The sequence below is a fragment of the Spirosoma luteum DSM 19990 genome (genome assembly GCF_000374065.1).
In the GTDB taxonomy this organism is placed as follows: Bacteria; Bacteroidota; Bacteroidia; order Cytophagales; family Spirosomataceae; genus Spirosoma; species Spirosoma luteum.
In genome coordinates this window covers 63,536-84,475 of record NZ_KB893312.1, presented here as the reverse complement: position 1 = coordinate 84,475, position 20,940 = coordinate 63,536, and the positions used below count along the sequence as shown (strand labels likewise).

Sequence of the window (20,940 nt, the reverse complement as noted above, 5' to 3'; positions counted from 1 at the left end):
CATGAAACGCGACGAAAAAGGAGCAATAATTGAGGAATTGACTGGAAAGTTCCAGAGCATTCCCTTCTTCTACATCACGGAGGCTAACGGCATGACAGTTGCTGAAACCAACAACCTCCGTCGGATGTGTTTTGATCGGGGCATAGAGTACAAAGTGGTGAAGAATACCTTCATCAAAAAAGCACTTGAATCCCTGGATACGGATTACACTCCGTTCAACGATGCGGTACTGCATGGTCAGTCGGCGGTGATGTTTCACCCCGAAAATGGCAAAGCACCGGCTAAGCTCATCAAGGAATTCCGCAGAACGAGTGACAAGTTACAACTGAAGGCTGCGTCTATTGATTATAGCCTGTTCATTGGAGCTGACCAACTCGATACGCTCATCGCACTGAAGAGCAAGGAAGAATTGATCGGTGAAATTATTGGTCTATTGCAATCACCTGCTAAAAACGTCATTTCAGCGTTGCAGAGTGGTGGTAACAAATTGGCTGGCATTCTTAAAACGCTGTCGGAGCGCGAGGAAGCATAGTGAAGCGGACGCGCTGTCCGTAATTTCCGACATTAAATGTGGGCATAACGTTCGCATCGTAAAAAAATCGTATCACAATCAAATAAAGAGAATACTACAATGGCAGATTTGAAAGCGTTCGCTGAGCAGCTTGTAGGCCTGACGGTTAAAGAAGTTAACGAACTGGCTACAATCCTGAAAGATGAGTATGGTATCGAGCCGGCTGCTGCCGCTCCCATGATGGTAGCTGGTGGTGCAACAGGTGGTGGCGATGCTGCTCCGGCTGCTGCTGAAAAAACGTCGTTCGACGTGGTACTAAAATCAGCTGGTGCTGCTAAGCTCGCTGTCGTGAAACTGGTAAAAGACCTGACGGGTCTGGGTTTGAAAGAGGCCAAAGAACTGGTGGACAATGCGCCAAGACCAGTGAAAGAAGGCGTTGCTAAAGACGAAGCTGAATCACTCCGCAAGCAGCTTGAAGAAGCTGGTGCTGAGGTAGAAGTTAAGTAAGCAGATAGCTATTTCGCATATCGCTCCAACAGGAGAGGCCAGGCCAACGTCTGGTCTTTTCCTGTTTGGAGAGTTTTTGTCTAAAGCACTTGCAAAAGACAAACTTTTTTATATTGCATTATGTTGTTTATTTATACCCCTTAGGTCGGGTGACGCCCGGGGTATAGATGACTACTTAGTTCGAGTGCCGTAGCAAATCTTCGCAACGCACTCATTAAGAATCGGTTACGCACTAAACGAAGCACAATCTTGGCGACAAACGCGAAAATCAGTACCCGCAAAAATTTTGCGACGATTCAGCCAGTGATCGGCTATCCGGATTTTCTGGATATCCAGGTAAAATCCTTCAAAGATTTTTTCCAGCTTGACACCCCTTCCAGCGAACGCTCGGAAGAAGGATTGTTCAAGGTTTTTCAGGAAAACTTCCCCATCTCCGACTCCCGTGAGAATTTCAAACTGGAGTTCATCGATTACCTGGTTGACCCCCCAAAATATTCGGTTGATGAATCTATTGACCGGGGACTAACATATTCAGTACCCCTGAAGGCTAAATTGCGTCTTTCTAACAATGATCCTGACAACGAGGATTTTGAGACGATTGAGCAAGAGGTATTTCTGGGCAATATCCCTTACATGACTGAGAAAGGTTCTTTTGTCATTAATGGAGCTGAACGGGTAATTGTATCCCAATTGCACCGCTCACCGGGTGTGTTCTTCTCGATGAGTAAGCATACAAACGGTACCAAACTTTACTCAGCGCGCATTATTCCGTTTAAAGGCTCATGGATTGAGTTTTCAACGGATGTGAATAACGTCATGTACGCGTACATTGACCGGAAGAAAAAATTTCCGGTTACGACGCTTTTACGGGCTATTGGTTTCGGTTCGGATAAAGACATTCTGGATTTATTCGGTTTGTCGGAAGAAGTCCCGGCCACTCCTGCCAATTTGAAGAAAGCAATCGGCCGTCGGCTGGCGGCTCGGGTTCTGCGCACCTGGACGGAAGACTTTGTGGACGAAGACACGGGTGAAGTGGTGTCTATCAGTCGGAACGAAGTACTTCTGGAGCGTGATTCGGCTATTACAGCCGATGATATTGATGTCATTACAGAATCGGGGCAGAAATCGGTTATCCTGCACAAGGAGGACATGAACATGGCCGATTATAACATCATTTACAACACACTGCAAAAGGACAGTTCAAATTCGGAGAAGGAAGCGGTAGAGCAAATCTATCGTCAGCTTCGAAACGCGGATGCACCTGATGAGCAAACGGCCCGCGAGATTATCCAGAGTCTGTTTTTCTCGGATAAACGCTATGACCTGGGTGATGTAGGCCGGTATCGGATTAACAAGAAACTGCAGCTCGACATTTCGTCGGACATGAAGGTATTAACTACGGAAGACATTGTGTCTATCGTGAAGTACCTGATTGGTCTGATTAACTCAAAAGCTGTTGTTGATGATATTGACCACCTGAGCAACCGGCGCGTCCGGACAGTGGGTGAACAGTTATATGCACAGTTCGGCGTTGGTCTGGCTCGTATGGCGCGGACCATCAAAGAACGAATGAACGTTCGGGACAACGAAGATTTCAAACCTGTTGACCTGATTAACGCCCGGACGCTGTCGTCCGTCATTAACTCGTTCTTCGGTACCAATCAGTTGTCACAGTTCATGGACCAGACGAACCCACTTGCTGAGGTGACGCACAAGCGTCGGATGTCGGCACTGGGACCAGGCGGTCTATCGCGTGAGCGGGCAGGTTTCGAGGTTCGTGACGTACACTATACCCACTACGGTCGGTTATGTACGATTGAAACACCGGAAGGTCCAAACATTGGGTTGATCTCGTCGCTGTGTGTCTATGCTAAAATCAACAGCATGGGCTTTATCGAAACACCGTATCGTATTATCGAAAACGGAAAAGTTGCGATGGATAAGCCAGTGATGTACCTGACTGCCGAAGAAGAGGATACTCACTACATCGCTCAGGCAAATGCGGGCATCGACAAGAAAGGAAATTTCCAGGTAGATCGCCTGAAAGCTCGTTTTGAAGGTGACTTCCCCATAGCGGAACCGGCAAACGTTACCTTCATGGATATTGCTCCCAACCAAATTGTGTCGGTAGCTGCCTCCATGATTCCGTTTCTTGAGCATGACGATGCTAACCGTGCCCTGATGGGTTCGAATATGCAGCGTCAGGCCGTTCCATTGCTTCGGCCCGAAGCTCCTATCGTGGGAACGGGTCTGGAAGGTCGTGTGGCGGTTGACTCCCGTACACTGGTTATTGCTGAAGCAGATGGCGTTGTCGAACTGGTTGACTCTACTAAAATAGTAGTCAAATACAACCTTGACGATGATGCAATGGCTATTTCGTTTGATGAAGATCGGAAGACATACAATCTGATCAAATTCCGCCGGACTAACCAGGATACATGCATCAACATAAAACCAACTGTGCTGAAAGGCCAGAAGGTGAAGAAAGGAGATGTGCTGTGCGAAGGATATGCGACTCAGGCAGGTGAACTGGCGTTGGGCCGTAACATGAAGGTTGCCTTCATGCCCTGGCAGGGATATAATTTTGAGGATGCTATTGTGATTTCGGAACGCGTAGTGCGGGAAGATATTTTCACGTCCATTCACATTGAAGAGTTTGAACTGGAAGTACGTGATACCAAACGGGGTGAAGAAGAGTTAACCTCTGAAATTCCGAACGTTAGCGAAGAAACTGTCAAAAATCTTGATGAGAATGGTATCGTTCGGGTTGGTACGGAAGTAAAAGAAGGTGATATCCTGATTGGTAAGATTACACCGAAAGGTGAAAGCGATCCAACGCCGGAAGAGAAACTTCTTCGCGCCATTTTCGGCGATAAAGCCGGTGATGTAAAAGATGCGTCCAAGAAAGCGCCACCGTCCCTGAAAGGAGTGGTTATTGACACCAAATTATTTGCCCGTCCGGCCAAAGAAGACCGGGGTAAGCACAAAGATGAGGTAAAGGCGCTGATGAAGAAGTACGGTCGTGAGTTGAACGACTTCCGTACCCGCATGATTGACAAAACGGTTAACTTACTCGACGGAAAAACCAGCGCTGGTGTTAAGCATAAATTTGGTGACGAAGTAGTAAGCAAAGGTGTAAAGTTTAACCGTAAGAATATTACGGATAACCTCTTTCCTGACAAGAACGCCTACCGCGACGAAAGCAGTTACGCTGTACCGGAAGAAGCTAACCTGTTATCGGATTTGAATCTGGATAGCTGGACCGACGATGAGAAAGCGAACGAGATGGTTATTGCGTTAGTGAAAAACTACAATAACCGTCGGAGCGAAATTACCGGCAAATTCAAGCGGGAACGGTTTACACTCGAAGTGGGCGATGAATTACCCGCCGGTATTGTTAAGCTGGCCAAAGTGTATATCGCCAAGAAGCGTAAGCTGAAAGTAGGTGATAAAATGGCTGGTCGTCACGGTAACAAGGGTGTCGTCGCACGGATTGTCCGGGATGAGGACATGCCATTCCTAGAAGATGGAACGAAAGTAGACATCGTGCTTAACCCTCTCGGCGTACCAAGCCGGATGAACCTCGGCCAGATTTATGAGACCGTACTGGCCTGGGCTGGTCAGAAACTAAATCGGAAGTATGCTACGCCAATTTTTGACGGAGCGACTGAACAGCAGGTGGCAGATGAGTTGAATGAAGCAGAATTGCCTTCGTTTGGCCGGACTTATCTCTACAATGGACTAACCGGTGAGCGTTTTGATCAACCCGTTACGGTAGGTATCATTTACATGCTCAAACTCGGTCACTTAGTGGACGATAAGATGCACGCCCGTTCAATTGGTCCCTACTCGCTCATTACACAGCAGCCGCTGGGTGGTAAGGCGCAGTTTGGCGGTCAGCGTTTTGGTGAGATGGAAGTGTGGGCACTGGAAGCTTTTGGAGCATCTAATATCCTGCAGGAAATCCTGACCGTAAAATCTGATGATGTAGTTGGTCGCGCAAAGGCGTACGAAGCTATCGTGAAAGGTGAAAACCTGCCGAAGCCTAATATTCCGGAGTCGTTCAACGTACTCGTTCACGAATTGCGTGGTCTCGCCCTTGAAATTACATTAGAATAGTAAGTTGGTTAGTTGGTCAGTCAGTAAGTAAATCCAGTACACGTTAGCTACTGGTCAACTCATAGACTGACCAACTACTCAATCTGTTTTTAACTTTTAATCTCCAACCAATGTCGTTCAAAAAGAACAAGAAGCTCAACAGCGACTTCCAGAGCGTAACAATCAGCCTGGCGTCGCCGGAGTCTATTTTGGAGAGTTCCTACGGCGAAGTGACACAGCCGGAGACTATCAATTACCGGACCTATAAACCCGAAATGGGCGGCTTGTTCTGCGAGCGCATTTTTGGGCCAGTAAAGGACTGGGAATGCCATTGCGGCAAGTACAAACGGATACGCTATAAAGGCATCATCTGTGACCGTTGTGGGGTAGAAGTAACTGAAAAGAAGGTTCGCCGGGAGCGTATGGGACACATCGAACTGGTGGTTCCCGTCGCGCACATCTGGTATTTCCGTAGTCTGCCAAATAAAATTGGTTATCTGCTGGGACTTTCTACCAAGAAACTTGATCAGGTCATTTATTATGAGCGGTACGTAGTTGTTCAGCCCGGTGTGAAGGCTGAGGACGGTATCAATCAACTCGACTTCCTGACGGAAGACGAGTATCTGGACATTATTGACAAACTGCCGGGTACAAACCAGCACCTCGACGACAAAGACCCTAATAAATTCATCGCCAAGATGGGGGCTGAAGCGCTGGAGATGTTGTTGTCACGGGTAGAACTCGACGAATTATCCTATTCGCTGCGTCATGCTGCGGCCACGGATACGTCGCAACAGCGGAAAGCGGAAGCGCTGAAACGGCTGAAAGTTGTTGAAGCATTCCGGGAAGCAAACGGCCGTATTGAAAATCGTCCTGAATGGATGGTGATCAAAATGGTGCCTGTTATTCCACCCGAATTGCGCCCACTCGTTCCTCTCGATGGTGGTCGTTTTGCCACGTCTGATTTGAATGACCTGTATCGTCGGGTTATCATCCGGAATAACCGCCTGAAGCGGCTTATCGAAATTAAAGCGCCTGAAGTAATTCTCCGTAATGAAAAGCGGATGTTGCAGGAAGCTGTCGATTCGCTGTTCGACAACTCCCGTAAAGTAAACGCCGTTCGTTCGGAAGGAAACCGGGCACTAAAATCGCTTTCTGACATGCTGAAAGGCAAGCAGGGGCGTTTCCGGCAAAACCTGCTTGGTAAGCGTGTCGACTATTCGGGTCGTTCGGTTATTGTGGTTGGTCCTGAGCTGAAGTTGCACGAGTGTGGTCTGCCGAAAGACATGGCGGCTGAGTTGTTCAAGCCCTTTGTCATTCGCAAGCTCATTGAGCGGGGTATTGTCAAGACGGTGAAATCGGCCAAGAAAATTGTTGACCGGAAAGACCCCGTTATCTGGGATATTCTGGAAAACGTGTTGAAAGGTCACCCTGTATTGCTGAACCGTGCTCCAACATTGCACCGGTTAGGTATTCAGGCCTTCCAGCCTAAACTGATCGAGGGAAAGGCTATTCAGTTACACCCACTCGTTTGTACCGCCTTCAACGCTGACTTTGACGGTGACCAGATGGCTGTTCACGTTCCATTGGGACAGGAAGCCGTACTGGAAGCCTCGCTACTGATGTTGGCGTCGCACAATATCCTAAACCCTGCCAACGGTGCGCCGATTACGGTACCATCGCAGGACATGGTGTTGGGTCTATACTACGTGACTAAAGGCCGTAAGAGCATTCCTGAGTACCCAATTGCTGGCGAAGGCATGACATTCTATGGCACCGAAGAAGTAGTTATCGGTATCAATGAAGGCAAAGTTTCCAAGCACGCCAATATCAAATGCCGGGTGAAAGTTCGGGATGAGAGTGGTGAGCTTGTCTATAAAGTTATCGATACGGTGGCGGGTCGGTTGTTGTTCAACCAGGCTGTTCCCGAAGAGGTTGGCTATATCAATGAGTTACTGACGAAGAAGAAACTTCAGCAAATCATTGCGCTGATCTTCAAAATTTCAGGTGGTGCCCGGACGGCTCAATTCCTCGACGAAATTAAGGAACTTGGTTTCCAGATGGCGTTTAAAGGCGGTCTGTCAATTGGTTTGAGCGACGTTATGATTCCTGAAGCAAAGCAGGGATTGGTTGACGAAGCGAAGGCTGAAGTACAGACAGTTTGGGACAACTACCTGATGGGTCTGATTACAGAGAACGAGCGGTACAACCAGGTTATCGACATCTGGACCCGTGTAAACTCCCGTTTGACCGAGACGCTGATGAAGCAGCTCGAAGCCGATCAGGGTGGTTTTAACTCCATTTATATGATGATGCACTCCGGCGCACGTGGTTCGCGGGAGCAGATTCGTCAGTTAGGTGGGATGCGTGGTCTGATGGCTAAGCCACAGAAAAACCTGCAGGGTTCGGTTGGTGAGATTATTGAAAACCCAATCCTGTCGAACTTTAAAGAAGGTCTGGACGTACTGGAGTATTTCATTTCCACGCACGGTGCCCGTAAAGGTCTGGCCGATACGGCGTTGAAAACTGCGGACGCCGGTTACCTGACCCGTCGTTTGCACGACGTAGCACAGGATGTTATTATCAGTGAAGATGATTGTGGCACCTTGCGTGGCCTACAAGTATCAGCGCTGAAAGATAACGAAGACATCGTTGAGCCATTATCGGAGCGTATTCTGGGCCGGACCACGGTTCACGATATCTACGATCCACTCTCGAAGGAGTTGATCATCGAAGCTGGTGAACTGGTAACGGAAGAAGTAGCTGCTCAGATTGACGAAACGAGCATCGAAACGGTTGAAATCCGGTCGGTGTTGACGTGCGAATCCCGTCAGGGTGTTTGTGCTAAGTGTTACGGGCGTAACCTGGCATCAGGCCGTATGGTCGACATTGGCGAAGCCGTGGGTGTAATTGCCTCGCAATCCATTGGTGAGCCGGGTACTCAGTTAACACTCCGTACCTTCCACGTGGGTGGTACAGCGTCTAACATTGCGGTTGATGCGTCGATCAAAGCGAAATTCGACGGACTCATTGAGTTAGAGGAAATGCGGACGGTATCTTCGGAAGATGCGGAAGGTAATCCTCAAACGATTGTAATGGGTCGTTCGGGTGAGGTTCGGATTGTGAATCCTGCCGACCGTAACGTCATTCTTATCAGCAATAACGTTCCTTATGGGGCATTCCTGCGGGTGAAAGATGGTGATATGGTGAAGAAAGGTGACGACATTTGCGCCTGGGATCCTTACAACGCCGTTATTCTGTCAGAATTGACTGGTACCCTGAATTTTGATGCCATTGAAGATGGTATTACGTACCGCGAAGAATTTGATGAGCAAACCGGCTTCCAGGAAAAGGTAATCATCGAAACTCGTGACAAAGCCAAGAACCCGGCCATTGTTGTACAGGGTACCACAACGCTGACACTTCACCTACCCGATAATGACGGAGGTCCGTTGCAGAAGAGTTATAACCTACCCGTTGGCTCACGCCTGGTGGTGAAGGAAGGGCAGAAAATCAAGGCTGGCCAACCGCTGGCGAAGATTCCACGTAACGTAGGTAAAACCCGTGATATTACGGGTGGTCTGCCACGGGTAACGGAATTGTTTGAAGCCCGTAACCCCTCCAATCCAGCCGTAGTAAGCGAGATTGATGGTGTGGTAACCTACGGTGCTATCAAGCGTGGTAACCGCGAAATCTTTATCGAGTCGAGAGACGGCACGAAGAAGAAATATCTGGTTCCCCTGTCGAAGTTTATTCTGGTACAGGATAATGACTTTGTGCGCGCTGGTGCACCATTGTCTGACGGAGCAATTACGCCGAGCGACATTCTGGCTATTAAAGGTCCAACTGCCGTTCAGGAGTATCTGGTGAATGAAATTCAGGAAGTTTACCGTCTGCAAGGCGTTAAGATCAACGATAAGCACATCGAAGCCATTGTACGGCAAATGATGCAGAAAGTTGAAATTATCGACTCTGGCGACACTAACTTCCTCGAAGGTCAGGTTGTCGACAAATGGTCATTCCGGGAAGAAAACGACAAAGTACTTGATGCTAAGGTTGTTATGGAACCCGGTGAGTCACCTAATTTCAAGCCGGGTATGATTGTCACGAGCCGTCAGCTTCGGGACGAGAATTCAAGTCTGAAACGCCGTGACATGGCATTGGTAACTGTTCGTGACGCGATGGCCGCTGTTTCGCAACCAACGCTGATGGGTATCACTCAGTCATCGTTAGGTACAGACAGTTTCATCTCGGCTGCTTCCTTCCAGGAAACAACGAAGGTGTTGAGCGAAGCTTCGATTCGGGGTAAGCGCGATACACTCGACGGCCTGAAAGAGAACGTGATCGTTGGTCACCTGATTCCAGCGGGTACGGGTCTTCGTCATTATCAGAACGCAATTGTTGGTTCGAAGGAAGAACTGGAAATAGTTACAGAATCGCGCGAGTCATTCGCCCGCAGCAAGAAACGGGCGACGGTGTAAGCGTCGTATCAGGATTAAATATGAAACCGCTCCGGTCCTTAATGGCTGGGGCGGTTTTTGCTTTTACGACAAAAAAACGGGCAAGGCAAAAATTATTGCCCCGATAATAAATAGTGCTGTCAATACGTGGACGAAGGTTTTGTTAATGCGCAAAAAAATGAACTGTTCCACTGTTCTGCCAAACCAGAATAATGACATTCCGCCCAAAAAGGTCTTGCCTAACGTAGTTGTCGTGAGATCTGTTGGGAAGCAAAAACATAGGAAAGCAACAAGCATACAAATGTAAATCAGCCTAATATTGGCAATTTGCAGGATTGCTCGATTAGCCAGTGAGAGTTTTTTTAGTTCATTTTTCCAGTCAAACAGTCGCCAGAAGAATAGGTGAAATATGGCGAACCCAAGTGAATATATACCACAGAGATAAACAAGGATGTTCATAAAGGTTATCTTGTAAGTTAATAAACTTCATATTGCTCAGGAATCTCAATCAGATAACGACCACCCATAAAGGTGTATAATATAATGCAGGCAATGAATATCGAAATTAATACGATGAATATGAAATGAACATTGGCTATGCCTGGCCTTACAAACTGGATTATTCTCTTCCGATGAGCCAAACCGACGTGTACGCCAAACGCGACAATACCCATAAAATAGTAAGGCACGAAGTACAAGTTAAATGGGTACTCAACTGCGACTCGGGCAGCAAAATAGAAGTTAGTATCAAATTGATAATAAAGCCGTTGGCCAATAACGGCTAGTATGTGCTGGATAATAAAAAATCCCAACGCAATCCCCGAATAGAGTTGCAGCCGTTCGAACGTGGTCAGTTTAGGTTTTTTCTTCAGTGCAACTACTAACGAAATACCGCTATACGCCTGAAACAGAAAAGAAGCGATGAGAAACCACTCAATAGCTGGATGGCGGTAAACGTTGCGAAACAACTCCATAATGTCCCGATGGGTCTGAATACCAAACCAGGCCATCAAATGATTGAACAAGTGGGCAGCAATAAATACGGAAATAAGTATCCCGGTAATACGGTGTACAGTTTTATAGTTCATGCACGGCGACCCAATTACATAGCGGCATTAAGCTAGTGCAAATATCAAAGTAGCTAGCTGCAAGTCATTTGATATAAATCAAATTCGCTTTTTGGGGTGCCTGATTCGGCTTAAAGTTTCGAGCGTAATGCCCAAATAAGAAGCAATATGACCCAAGGGTACTCGGTTGGTGATGTCAGGGCGAATGGCCATCAGATTATCTAACTTTTGCTGGGCAGATTCAAACTGGATGGAAACAACACGCTGCTGGAGTTGAAGCATAGTTCTTGTGACAATGATCCGACAGAGTCGGTCGAAGCTATGGTGTTTGTCGCATAACTCAAGCATGGCATTTCTTGCTATTTCTACAATAACTGCCGACTCCAGCAACTCGATATAGTAAGGACTTGGGATGTTTAGAAAAAAGCTATTGACAGACGTAATGAAGGCATCTTCAAACGCGAACCAATCGGTAATTTCTCGGCCGTCTTTCAGATAATAAGCACGGGCGGCTCCTTTTACAATAAAATACGTTTTGTCGGCATACTGACCTTCTTTTACCAGGGTAGTATTTTTTTCAACCCGTAACAGCTTGCAGCAGGCAATCAAGTCCTGTTCGCATTCGGTAGTGAGATCAGCATAATTTCTCTTAATTGACGCAACGATATCGGGCAGATTATGCTCCATGTGAAAGAGGAAATTAACCCTTAAAAGGCGAAACTACTTCATCAACTCATCAAACGTTATGCTAACGTAGTATAGTCCTCCAACCTGTGCAAGCCCATATCCCTGAGCGTAGTATTTGTTGAGGATGTTTGTCGCGCCTACTTTTATCACTGATTTCAGAAGAGGCATTTTACAGGATACCTGCGCATCTAAACTACTCCAGGAAGGCAGCCAGGCATCTCCCGCTGTAATTCCCTGCTCATACCACATTTTGTCTGTCCAGCGAAAAGCAACGGATGCGCCCAGCCGATCCGTTAGTTGCGGATTACTAAAGGAAACAGTATACCTGTTTTCGGGAGAATCGAAGTAGTTACGGCCTTTTTTCACTACCTCACTATCACTCATTTTACGTTTGATGATGGGATTTCCCGCATTGTCATTCACGATGGTCCCCTGCAAATCACGCAGCGTGACGGTACCAACCTGATGGGCATAATTACCACTTAGGGCAAACCCACGACCTATGGTATACGTCCCTCCTATTGCCCAGCCGTCAACAAAAATATCGTTCGAACTATTAGTACTGATTTGCAGCGTACGATAGGCATTCGTGGTAAAATCATTCAACTGTCCATTAGTGGGCTGGTACACCGGTTGGGTCGATATAAAACCGGAGTAGTAGCTACGGAAGTAAAGAGCATCTACCGATAGCTTATTCCAAAGTAGTGTCTTGTACCCTACTTCCCAGGTTTTGAGCTGTTCCGTTTGGATGGGTGACGGTGTATAATTGCGATTTTGAAGTTGCTCAGCCGAAATACGTCCTTCCCTGAAAGCATTCACATCGCTGTCCAGATAGGCAGGGTTCAAAAATAGCATAGTCGCCTGTGAAGCCATGGGCAAACCACCAACTTCACCCGACCTACCCGTGGCTGGAGAAGCGAAAAGCTGCCCCGGCACGGGGTTGTGAAAGGCCGATTGCCAGGATGCCCGCAAATGGTGCTGTTTCATACTGACTACTGCCGATGCTCTGGGTGAAAAGATACCCTTCAGATACTGATTTTTATCGTATCGCACAACCACCGCAGGCTTCACCTTTAAGGAAGGGCCAACGGCAATTTCCTTTGAAACCTGTATGTAGCCACCATATTCGTTCATCATATACTCCGTTCCATCGGGCTTCAGGGCAAAAAGTGTTCCACTCGTATTAAGCACGTATTGACGCATACTACCGCCCACGACAACATCAGCGATCTGAATAATGTCGCTTATATTATACATACCCTCATAATGCCAGAGAGCAGAATTATCCCGAAAACGGGTTCCGCGAACACTTCCAAAGCCCGGAACGGAATCGGTATTATAGGTAGCTGAAAACAGATCGCGAACGAAATTAAATTGTCCAGAACCAGGCACGTAGCGATTCCGGTCGGCGGTGGCGCGGGATTCACCAACGGTGACTTTATTTTCCACGTAAACCTGTCCGAACTCAGCTGCCCACTGCCCCAGCGATTTCCAACTGTTGTTAATGCCAACTGCCGTAAGGCCAATGTTCCAGCCTTCCGCTTTTTGCTGAGTCGTATAGGCGCGCAGGAAAAAGTTATCACCGCGTATTTCAGCCTTAACCTGATTCCGTTGGTAATTGGGTATATACTCCCGGAAATTTGCGGTACGAATGAAGTTACCATTACTGTAATACCAGCCTACCGATGCTTCAATATTGCCCGGTAACCGGTAATGTAGCGACACATCCGCCCGATTGTTGAACATCTTGCCATTATTTCCAATTAAATCAACTTCGGCATAACCCGTCCTGGTTACCAGCTTATTCTGTAACAGCACATTGGCATAATCGTTAGGGAAGGTGTATTCACTACCCGTACCAACAAATTCATCGCCGTAACGATTAACCCCATCGTATTGAAAGTTTGTGTTAAAATTATTGTTAGGTTGATAGCCAGCACTTCGGTCACGTGTTTGCCTGTCGTTGTAGTTGTCAGCAATAAAATCCGTGGCATCCAGCCGCTGAACGTTTACTTTGACTGCCAGGCGTTCACTTAATTCGCGGGCATACCGAATGGCAAAATCCCGGTAAGATTTCGGCCCGAAACCCGCTTTCCCGATATTGTTGACACCTCCTATTGCCCGTACACTTAACCCCTGATACGTAAATGGGTTTTTACTTGACGTAAGCATAACCCCCTGCTCGGCATCGGGTCCATACAGAGCAGACGATGCGCCCGCAACAAGTTCGATGTGTTCGATATCCAGATCAGGAATACCTGCCACAGTGCCAAATCCAAACCCAAGACCCGGGGAGCGATTATCCATCCCATCATTCAGCTGAAGAAAGCGACTGTTACTGGTAGACCCAAAACCCCGCAGATTCACGGATTGAAACGGTAGACTCTGCGTCATCAAATCCACACCCTTCACGTATTGAAGGGCACCGAACGGGCTAACTGCCGGTGCTTGCTGAAACTGAGCAGCCTCCAGCTTCTCTACCGTCAGGGGAGCTTTCTGACTAATCTCTTCTACCCGACTGGCAACCATGACACCGTCGCGGGCTTGGGCCGGAATCCTTTCCTGACTGAGTATGGCAACAATATGACGAAAGTTATACCCTCTCACCTGTACGTTTCTTGGCTGATACCCAATGAACGATACGCTGATAGTCAATGGCAACTCGCCCGTAGTCTGCAAAGCAAATTGACCGTCATTCTGTGTTGTTGTACCGGTGTTTGTATTTCGAATAACGATAGTTGCTCCTGCCAATGGCTGCTCATTTTCGTCAGTGACAACGCCGGCAAGGTTTATCTGTGCCTGAGTGTTTAACACACCTAAGCACATAAAAAAGAGCAGTATAGGGATGCGTTTGCGCATAAATACGTCGTTGGGTTCAGTAGTATACCTGGTAATAACCAATGTATTTACGGTAAAAACAAAGAAACTGTTTGCGTCTTATCACATAACGCAAACAGTTTCCACAAATTCCAAAAACTTTAGCTCACCTTATGACGATGTAATTACCCTTTCGTTTCGCAGGCCATTCTGTACAGTAATGATTGGTATTCACTGAACCCGCTGGGATTGGGCAGGGCAATTTAAAAACGCGTCACATCCCAGGTTATAGCCAGGTAGTATAAACCACCAATGGTTGGGCCAGCTGCGTACTGAACGTAACGATTGTTGAGTATATTAGACCCACCCAGCTTGAAAGTCAGTTTTGGCTGGGGTGCCCGGTATGTTACCTGCGCGTCAACCGTTTGATAAGCGGGAATAACGCCGTCGGCCAGCGGGCTTTGCCAGAAAAAGCTATCCTGCCAGCGCCAAACGACGTTGAAGCCCAGGTTCCTGGCAATTTCGCGATTACCAAAACTAATATTCGTCACGTATTTGGGCGTGTTGAACCCTGTTACAAACACATCAGGATTGTCATTGGAAATTAGGTTGTTGTAATTGAAGTTTCCCGATAAAACGTATTTCTGATAGAAGTTATACGTCACTCCCACCGAAGCCCCGTAACTGTAATATACCTGCCTGGCATTGGTATATACCCGGTAACGGACCTGCTTGGTGCGGGTCAGCATATCCAGAACGGCCGCGTCGGAACCCACATTACCGTTTGTAGGAACGGCTACATCGACCTGACCCAAAAAATTCCTGTAACTGTTGTAGTATGCATCCGCATCGACAGCCAGTTTGTTCTTGGCCAGTACACTCTTGTAGCCTATTTCCAGGGAGTTGATGTGTTCTGGCTGTTCAGCGGGTAGACCGGCAACGGCCAGCTGCGCCCGGTTTTTCAAGGCGGCATCACTCCTGGACAAACCACCGGCTACATCGGCGTTAACAACAGAAACAAAATTATTGATAGAAGCCAGTGTGTAGGAATTTTCCAGATAACCTAACCCTTCATTCACCCGGGCCAGTCCCCCAACGCGCCGAACTCCGGCATTATTAACGTACGACAGAGCTTCGAACAGCGACGGGTACCGGAACCCATTCTGGTACGTAAATCGAATGTTGTGTTTTTCCGCAGCCGTATAGACCAATGCCAGACGTGGATTCATTTTGGGTGAGAACTCCGGATTATTATCAACCCGCAGAGAAGCGGACGTTTTGAGCTTATCACTTAAAAACGTTTTAGTGACGGACACGAACGCGCCGTATTTTGTATAAATCTGATTTTTTCCTCCCGGGGTAGTACGCTGCTCGAGAGGTTTTGAGAAATCGACAAAGTTGTTGCCATCGGGAATTACTTCGTAGCGACGGTAATCGGCTCCTACCAGCACATCGGCAAAGGTTATGTAACGACGCAGATTCAGTTGCGCATCGGCATGGTAGGTGTTGCTACGCTGCCAAAGGGCCGCTCCACCGGTGGTAGTAGCACCAAGCGTATTCACCGCAATATCCCAGTTGTTGATGCCAATAATGGTATTCTTCAGATCATTGAAAGCCGCCGTACCCGGCTGTACGCGTCCCTGGTCGGCAACAGATCGGGCCAGAGTCATGGCCGTTGCCAGATCCGCTCCAGCATCAACCTGAGTCTGAAGCTCTTTCTGAAATTTGCCCGCCCAAACAGGGTTAGACCCATTGTTCAAATCAAGGTTGTAGGCTAATGGATTCAGGTTATACGAGTTTCCCGTGTTTTCAATCAGGGTATAACCACGAAGGGTAAAATCCGTTCCGTGCAGTTCCAGTTTATGATTCTGAACCGTTACATTCTTTAACTGTATTTTGTTTCCCCGCTGAAAAATGCCATCCATCAACCCGTAACGATACCCGTACGACAGTTCAACTTTATCATTGATTTTATAAAATAACCCACCATCTAATTTCACATTCCGAACCGCTGGGTTAACGAGGTCCCTTTCATAATAACCTGTTCTGCTTACGTTAAAGGTTTCCGTTTTTCCCTTGTACTGTATGGCTATTGCCGACCGCGAACTGCCATCATCACCATAACGATTCCATAAATCGGCTGCTGGATTGCTGGCACCCGATAAACCCGGAAAACGGGGGTTAGCTGAGGTCTTATTCTGTGGATTTTGATCTGTTTGCGTATTGGCTAGCCAATCGGTACCCTGTAAGTAGCTAAAATTCAGTTTGAAGGCGAATTTATTGCCAAACGCTTTGGCTATCCGAACGGCTGATTCGGTTAGTAAAGAGGGGTTGCGATCAATGCCATCGACGTGGTTGACCCCCGTTTTCTGATATAAACTCACGCCCTGGTACTGAAAAGCACTTTTCGTCTGGAGGTTGGCTAGCCCATTTATCGCATTCATGCCGTACAAGGCCGAAGCCGCTCCGGGTGTAATTTCAATACTTTCGATATCGAGTTCAGTCGGGCCAATGGCGTTGCCCAGCGGTACACCCAATGTAGCAGCCTGCATATCAACTCCATCCACCAGTTGCATAAACCGAAAGTTGTTCGGTATGTTGAAGCCCCGTGTGTTAGGCACCTTGAAAGTAAGGCTGGATGTGGTCATTTGCACTCCTTTCACATTTTCGAGTGCATCGTAGAAACTGGGAGCCGGGCTTTCTTTTAGTACCCGAAGATTTAGTTTTTCGATTGCGACCGGCGACTTAAGAATGTCTTCTTCGATTCGGGAGGCTGTAACGACCACCTCTTTGCCTAAAATAGCCTGTGTGTTGAGAGATATGGCTATTTTATCACCCGGCCGCTCTACGGTCAGTTCCCTGGGCGCATAGCCTATTACCTGGAATACCAGGGTAAAAGGGAATTTCACTTTTGTTCTAAGCGTAAATTCCCCTGACTCGTTCGTAATGGTTCCTGCGACTGTATTCTTGATTAATACCCCCGCCCCCGGAATGGGTTGATGCGTTTCGCTATCATCAACGCGGCCAGACAATAAGACCAAATCGTCCTGGGCTAAAAGGGGTAGTGAACCAAGCAGACTCAAAAAGATGAATGGTAGTGTAAAAATTCGCTGTTTCATAGCTTAAATACGGTTTGATGTGTATTACTCCCTATACTCCCGGTTGTCGGTAGACTTTTAGTAGTTATAATCTATTGATTAGATAGATTATACAAAACAGGTGTATTCTATGATAATTTCCAAATCGGAATCAGGTAATAAGGCTAATTCGTTTATTATTCCTGTTTGTAGACAAATCCTTCTCCGAATAAGTCACAAATGAACAATATCAGCACATTGTCAGGTATAGGCCGATGGCAATGAGATAATGGAAAGTAGCTTGTAGTGACAGTCGGAGTACTGTCGACGGGATGTGTCTGCTGAAAGACAAGGAAGTAATTATTGGAAGTAGCCCGTCAACTCACCATATCCAAGAATATGCCCTTCCATGGCATCAAGTACCACCTGCTTGTCGGGTACACCCGGGAACGAAAGCAGTTGGTCGAGCGCATACACCCGGAACACATACGCATGACGACCCAGGGGAGGGCATGGGCCAATAAATTTCAAATTGCCCAGCGAGTTTTTACCGACTTTGCCACCTAAGGCAATCATTTGGGCTGGCGTAACGCCATCGGGTAAGCTTCGCACAGCTGTGGGTATATTATAAACGACCCAGTGCGACAAGTTGAAAATTGGAAATGCAGGCGTGGGTACGTCGTAATCCGTGGCCAGAATAACGAATGATGTAACTGTAAGAGGAACATTTTCCCAGGAAATTTCGGGAGAACGCTCCTCCCCCTTACAACTGCAACTGACGGGCATGTCACCATCTGGGGGAAAAGAACGGCTCGAAACACGTATGTATTTATTAAGTGCCACGAGCTTTTGCTCCTCTTTGTTTCGACCGCTCGCAGCCCAAAAGTGCATACCAACGAGAACCAGGACTACAACTAGAACAAGTCCCAGTAAAATCCGCCAGATAGTACGCATAAAGAAGCCGGTTAAGTGCGTTCACGTATCTAACCGGCTCGTTATCAATTAGGTTTTTACAACTGCCTTAATCTTTCGTAATACAGTTCCTCGTTAGGCGGCCCGGCTGCTCTGCGGACGGCGTAGAATGGTTGAGCGTAGGGGCTGACTAATGCGTGATTCTTCCAGCACCTGTTCCGATACCATCCCAAGATGATTAGCCCGCTTCAGGACGTAATCGAACGGAATGTTATAGTAATTGACCACTTCGCTACGGAAGCTGTCGGGAAAACGAGTCAGGCGTAAACCGAAAAACTTACGCACTTCGGATTCGGGCAGCATCGCTTCCAGCGCTACGCGCTCGGCTTCGGCCAGCAATTCTTTTTTGGCGGGATACAAATGGTCAAGGCCTACGGAAGCCGCCAGTATATTCAAAAACAGATTTTTGTACATAGCGGATAATTCAGCGGGCAGGATGACCCACCCCTGCTCCCGAAACCGGGCTGAGAATCCCGTGAGTCCCTGCTCTCCCCGGATTTCACCGGCTATAAATTCATGGGGAAACCGTAACCGTTCTTCGCCCTTTTCCTGCTCCAGTTTTTGTAGCCGGAAAATAACAGCCTCCACAGGGCTTTTCTGAAAGAGCAGGTTAGCTGGAATAACGCGGGTATTTTCCCACTGATCCGTCATGCGCATGAACAGGCTTTCATTGACGGGTAGGTTTTCGGGATTCCCCAGGCTAACAAGCATCTGGCGGAAGGCCGCCAGAAAATCGATCTGGAGTTGATTTGGATTTGAGCGTCCTTTCTTCATGCGGATTAAATGCCGGGCAGTGGCGTTCAGGTCAAAACCCGGCTCATTAGTATGGTTATCTGTTGAAAATTGGGGAGATAAAAATACGAAATAACTACCTGATTTCAAAGAGATAACACAAACATAATCAGAGGCCGAATAGCCCTGGCAGATAGAGCAGGTACATCAGAAAAAAACATGGTTTATACCCCGTATTTCTTAGTGGCAATTGCTGGTTCTTTCCAATTGGTGAGATAGAATAAATTTTATAAACTAAAAAGTATGCCGTATAAACAGGAGCAAATTTCTATTCATTAGCTTACAGCAACTTGGAAATCGTATTTTTACCAAACAATTACCCGTCCAGACGTATTGTATGCAGCAACCTATTCGTATCATTCATCCGGTATGCCGGTATGCGTTTTTGCTACTGCTACATCTTCACTGGCTAATGTCCGTTCAGGCTCAGCCGCGGCCAAAGTCCCCTCCTGCTCCTACTTTTCAACTGGTCGAAGCGACCATTAGTGATATCCACCGGGCCTTTCGGTCTGGGTCATTGACGAGTGAACAGTTGGTCAATGAGTACCTTAAGCGTATCCAGACCTACGACCAGCCCACCAAACTCAATTCTATTATCCTGATCAATCCGGACGCTGTCGCAACGGCCAGAGCACTCGATGCGGAGTTCCGAAAAACCGGCAAACTTCGTCCTCTGCATGGTATTCCGGTTATTGTGAAAGACAATTTCAATACAAAGGGCCTGCAAACAACGGGCGGCTCTATTGCCCTGAAAGGGTTCGAGCCAATGGAAGATGCCTGGCAGGTTCGGAAACTCAGGGAAGCCGGTGCCGTTATTCTGGCCAAATCGAACATGGCCGAGTGGGCCTTTACACCCATGCACTCGCAGAGTTCGATGGCGGGCGAAACCCTGAATCCGTATAATCTGGCCTACGTACCCGCCGGATCGAGCGGAGGAACAGCTGCAGCCGTAGCGGCTAACATGGGCACGGTGGGGCTTGGCTCTGATACGGGTAACTCCATCCGGGGGCCATCGTCGCACAACGCGCTGGTGGGCCTTAGAACGTCGCTGGGCCTGGTGAGTCGATACGGCATCATTCCCCTCTATACCCGCAACGATGTAGGTGGACCCATGTGCCGAACCGTGGAAGATGCCGTCCGGCTACTGGAGATTACGGCGGGGTATGACCCCAACGACCCGATTACCCAGAATAGCCAGGGGAAAGTCCCTAAAAACTACACGCAGTTTTTGCAAAAAGACGGGCTGAAAGGTGCCCACATTGGGGTGATGCGTCAGATAACCGATAAAAACATCCACCCCGAAATCAAACAGCTTTTCAATCAGGCACTGCTGGATATGACGCAGGCAGGTGCTAAAGTCATTGACGTAACCATCACTGATTTCGATTTGCTGCGGGCCAATCAGTGGTGTGCCGAATTCAGAGCCGACGTAGAAGACTACCTCCGCACCTTTGTAAAGCGAGATACCCTGAAAACGCTGGAGGATATTATCCGGGTGGGTGGCTATTCAGACATTGTGCGCGACCGGATTACCTACCAGCAAACTCACACGGGCCGGGCCGGTCACCCCGAAATTCCCTGTGGGGATGCCTTTACGGACCCACTTCGGATCAAGTACCGGAAAGCGATAGAAGCCGAAATGGATCGGCTGCATGTGGATGCGCTGGTGTACCCAAGCTGGAATTATCCACCCGCTCTGGTAGGCGACGCAAAAGGCTACAAAGGCGATAATAGCCAGTTAATTGCCCCCGCCACGGGCCAGCCTGCTTTCACCATTCCTATGGGATTCACTACGGGTAATCTTCCCGCTGGTATTCAGTTTCTGGGCCGTATGTTCGATGAACCAACGTTAATTCGACTCGTATACGGCTATGAGCAGAAAACCCACCGCCGTGTAGCTCCCAAACAATTTTCAGCTATTGGTCAGTGATGACCAATAGCTGTTTTCCCTT

Annotated in this window: 12 protein-coding genes; 5 read left to right on the top strand and 7 right to left on the bottom strand. The window is 47.8% G+C overall.

Features of this window, described 5'->3' with window-relative positions; all coding sequences use genetic code 11:
• Position 1: 1 nt before the first annotated feature.
• The 4 genes from rplJ (at position 2) to rpoC (ending at position 9,597) form a co-directional block, all read left to right on the top strand.
• Positions 2-532, top strand: a complete 531-nt coding sequence (gene rplJ, locus B156_RS0127330) for a 50S ribosomal protein L10 (RefSeq protein WP_018622997.1) — start codon at positions 2-4, stop codon at positions 530-532.
• 99 nt (positions 533-631) lie between these two features.
• The gene (gene rplL, locus B156_RS0127325) at positions 632-1,018 is read left to right on the top strand and encodes a 50S ribosomal protein L7/L12 (protein WP_018622996.1); all 387 of its coding nucleotides are present in this window, start codon (positions 632-634) and stop codon (positions 1,016-1,018) included.
• Between the two features lie 249 nt (positions 1,019-1,267).
• Positions 1,268-5,137: a DNA-directed RNA polymerase subunit beta gene (gene rpoB / locus B156_RS0127320; protein ID WP_018622995.1), complete on the top strand. Its 3,870-nt coding sequence runs from the start codon at positions 1,268-1,270 to the stop codon at positions 5,135-5,137.
• A 110-nt stretch (positions 5,138-5,247) separates the two neighbouring features.
• Positions 5,248-9,597, top strand: coding sequence for a DNA-directed RNA polymerase subunit beta' (rpoC, locus tag B156_RS0127315; RefSeq protein WP_018622994.1), 4,350 nt, complete (start codon positions 5,248-5,250; stop codon positions 9,595-9,597).
• Positions 9,598-9,660: 63 nt separating this feature from the next.
• On the opposite strand, the gene B156_RS31870 is transcribed toward rpoC, so the two are convergent.
• The 7 genes from B156_RS31870 to B156_RS0127280 form a co-directional block, all read right to left on the bottom strand.
• Positions 9,661-10,035, bottom strand: a complete 375-nt coding sequence (locus B156_RS31870; RefSeq protein ID WP_018622993.1) for a hypothetical protein — start codon at positions 10,033-10,035, stop codon at positions 9,661-9,663.
• A gap of 17 nt (positions 10,036-10,052) precedes the next feature.
• The gene (locus B156_RS30130; RefSeq protein WP_018622992.1) at positions 10,053-10,664 is read right to left on the bottom strand and encodes a hypothetical protein; all 612 of its coding nucleotides are present in this window, start codon (positions 10,662-10,664) and stop codon (positions 10,053-10,055) included.
• A 78-nt stretch (positions 10,665-10,742) separates the two neighbouring features.
• Positions 10,743-11,330 carry a Crp/Fnr family transcriptional regulator gene (locus tag B156_RS0127300; protein ID WP_018622991.1) on the bottom strand — a complete coding sequence of 196 codons (588 nt, stop codon included), beginning with the start codon at positions 11,328-11,330 and terminating at the stop codon, positions 10,743-10,745.
• A 33-nt stretch (positions 11,331-11,363) separates the two neighbouring features.
• The gene (locus B156_RS0127295; RefSeq protein WP_018622990.1) at positions 11,364-14,189 is read right to left on the bottom strand and encodes a carboxypeptidase-like regulatory domain-containing protein; all 2,826 of its coding nucleotides are present in this window, start codon (positions 14,187-14,189) and stop codon (positions 11,364-11,366) included.
• Between the two features lie 221 nt (positions 14,190-14,410).
• Positions 14,411-17,266 carry a TonB-dependent receptor gene (locus B156_RS0127290; protein ID WP_018622989.1) on the bottom strand — a complete coding sequence of 952 codons (2,856 nt, stop codon included), beginning with the start codon at positions 17,264-17,266 and terminating at the stop codon, positions 14,411-14,413.
• A 318-nt stretch (positions 17,267-17,584) separates the two neighbouring features.
• The gene (locus B156_RS0127285; protein WP_018622988.1) at positions 17,585-18,178 is read right to left on the bottom strand and encodes a YbhB/YbcL family Raf kinase inhibitor-like protein; all 594 of its coding nucleotides are present in this window, start codon (positions 18,176-18,178) and stop codon (positions 17,585-17,587) included.
• A 93-nt stretch (positions 18,179-18,271) separates the two neighbouring features.
• Positions 18,272-18,970, bottom strand: a complete 699-nt coding sequence (locus B156_RS0127280) for a hypothetical protein (RefSeq protein ID WP_026261098.1) — start codon at positions 18,968-18,970, stop codon at positions 18,272-18,274.
• Positions 18,971-19,325: 355 nt separating this feature from the next.
• On the opposite strand from B156_RS0127280, the gene B156_RS0127275 reads away from it, so the two are divergent.
• Entirely contained in the window at positions 19,326-20,918 is a 1,593-nt protein-coding gene (locus B156_RS0127275; protein ID WP_018622986.1) for an amidase, read from the top strand.
• The last annotated feature ends 22 nt before the right edge of the window (positions 20,919-20,940 follow it).

Excerpts from the sequence above, each read along its gene's own strand:
- B156_RS0127300 (WP_018622991.1), bottom strand. The coding sequence starts at position 11,330 with ATGGAGCATAATCTGCCCGATATCGTTGCGTCAATTAAGAGAAATTAT.
- rpoC (WP_018622994.1), top strand. The coding sequence starts at position 5,248 with ATGTCGTTCAAAAAGAACAAGAAGCTCAACAGCGACTTCCAGAGCGTA.
- B156_RS0127280 (WP_026261098.1), bottom strand. The coding sequence starts at position 18,970 with ATGAAGAAAGGACGCTCAAATCCAAATCAACTCCAGATCGATTTTCTG.
- B156_RS0127285 (WP_018622988.1), bottom strand. The coding sequence starts at position 18,178 with ATGCGTACTATCTGGCGGATTTTACTGGGACTTGTTCTAGTTGTAGTC.
- B156_RS0127295 (WP_018622990.1), bottom strand. The coding sequence starts at position 14,189 with ATGCGCAAACGCATCCCTATACTGCTCTTTTTTATGTGCTTAGGTGTG.
- B156_RS31870 (WP_018622993.1), bottom strand. The coding sequence starts at position 10,035 with ATGAACATCCTTGTTTATCTCTGTGGTATATATTCACTTGGGTTCGCC.
- B156_RS30130 (WP_018622992.1), bottom strand. The coding sequence starts at position 10,664 with ATGAACTATAAAACTGTACACCGTATTACCGGGATACTTATTTCCGTA.
- B156_RS0127290 (WP_018622989.1), bottom strand. The coding sequence starts at position 17,266 with ATGAAACAGCGAATTTTTACACTACCATTCATCTTTTTGAGTCTGCTT.
- rplL (WP_018622996.1), top strand. The coding sequence starts at position 632 with ATGGCAGATTTGAAAGCGTTCGCTGAGCAGCTTGTAGGCCTGACGGTT.
- B156_RS0127275 (WP_018622986.1), top strand. The coding sequence starts at position 19,326 with ATGCAGCAACCTATTCGTATCATTCATCCGGTATGCCGGTATGCGTTT.
- rplJ (WP_018622997.1), top strand. The coding sequence starts at position 2 with ATGAAACGCGACGAAAAAGGAGCAATAATTGAGGAATTGACTGGAAAG.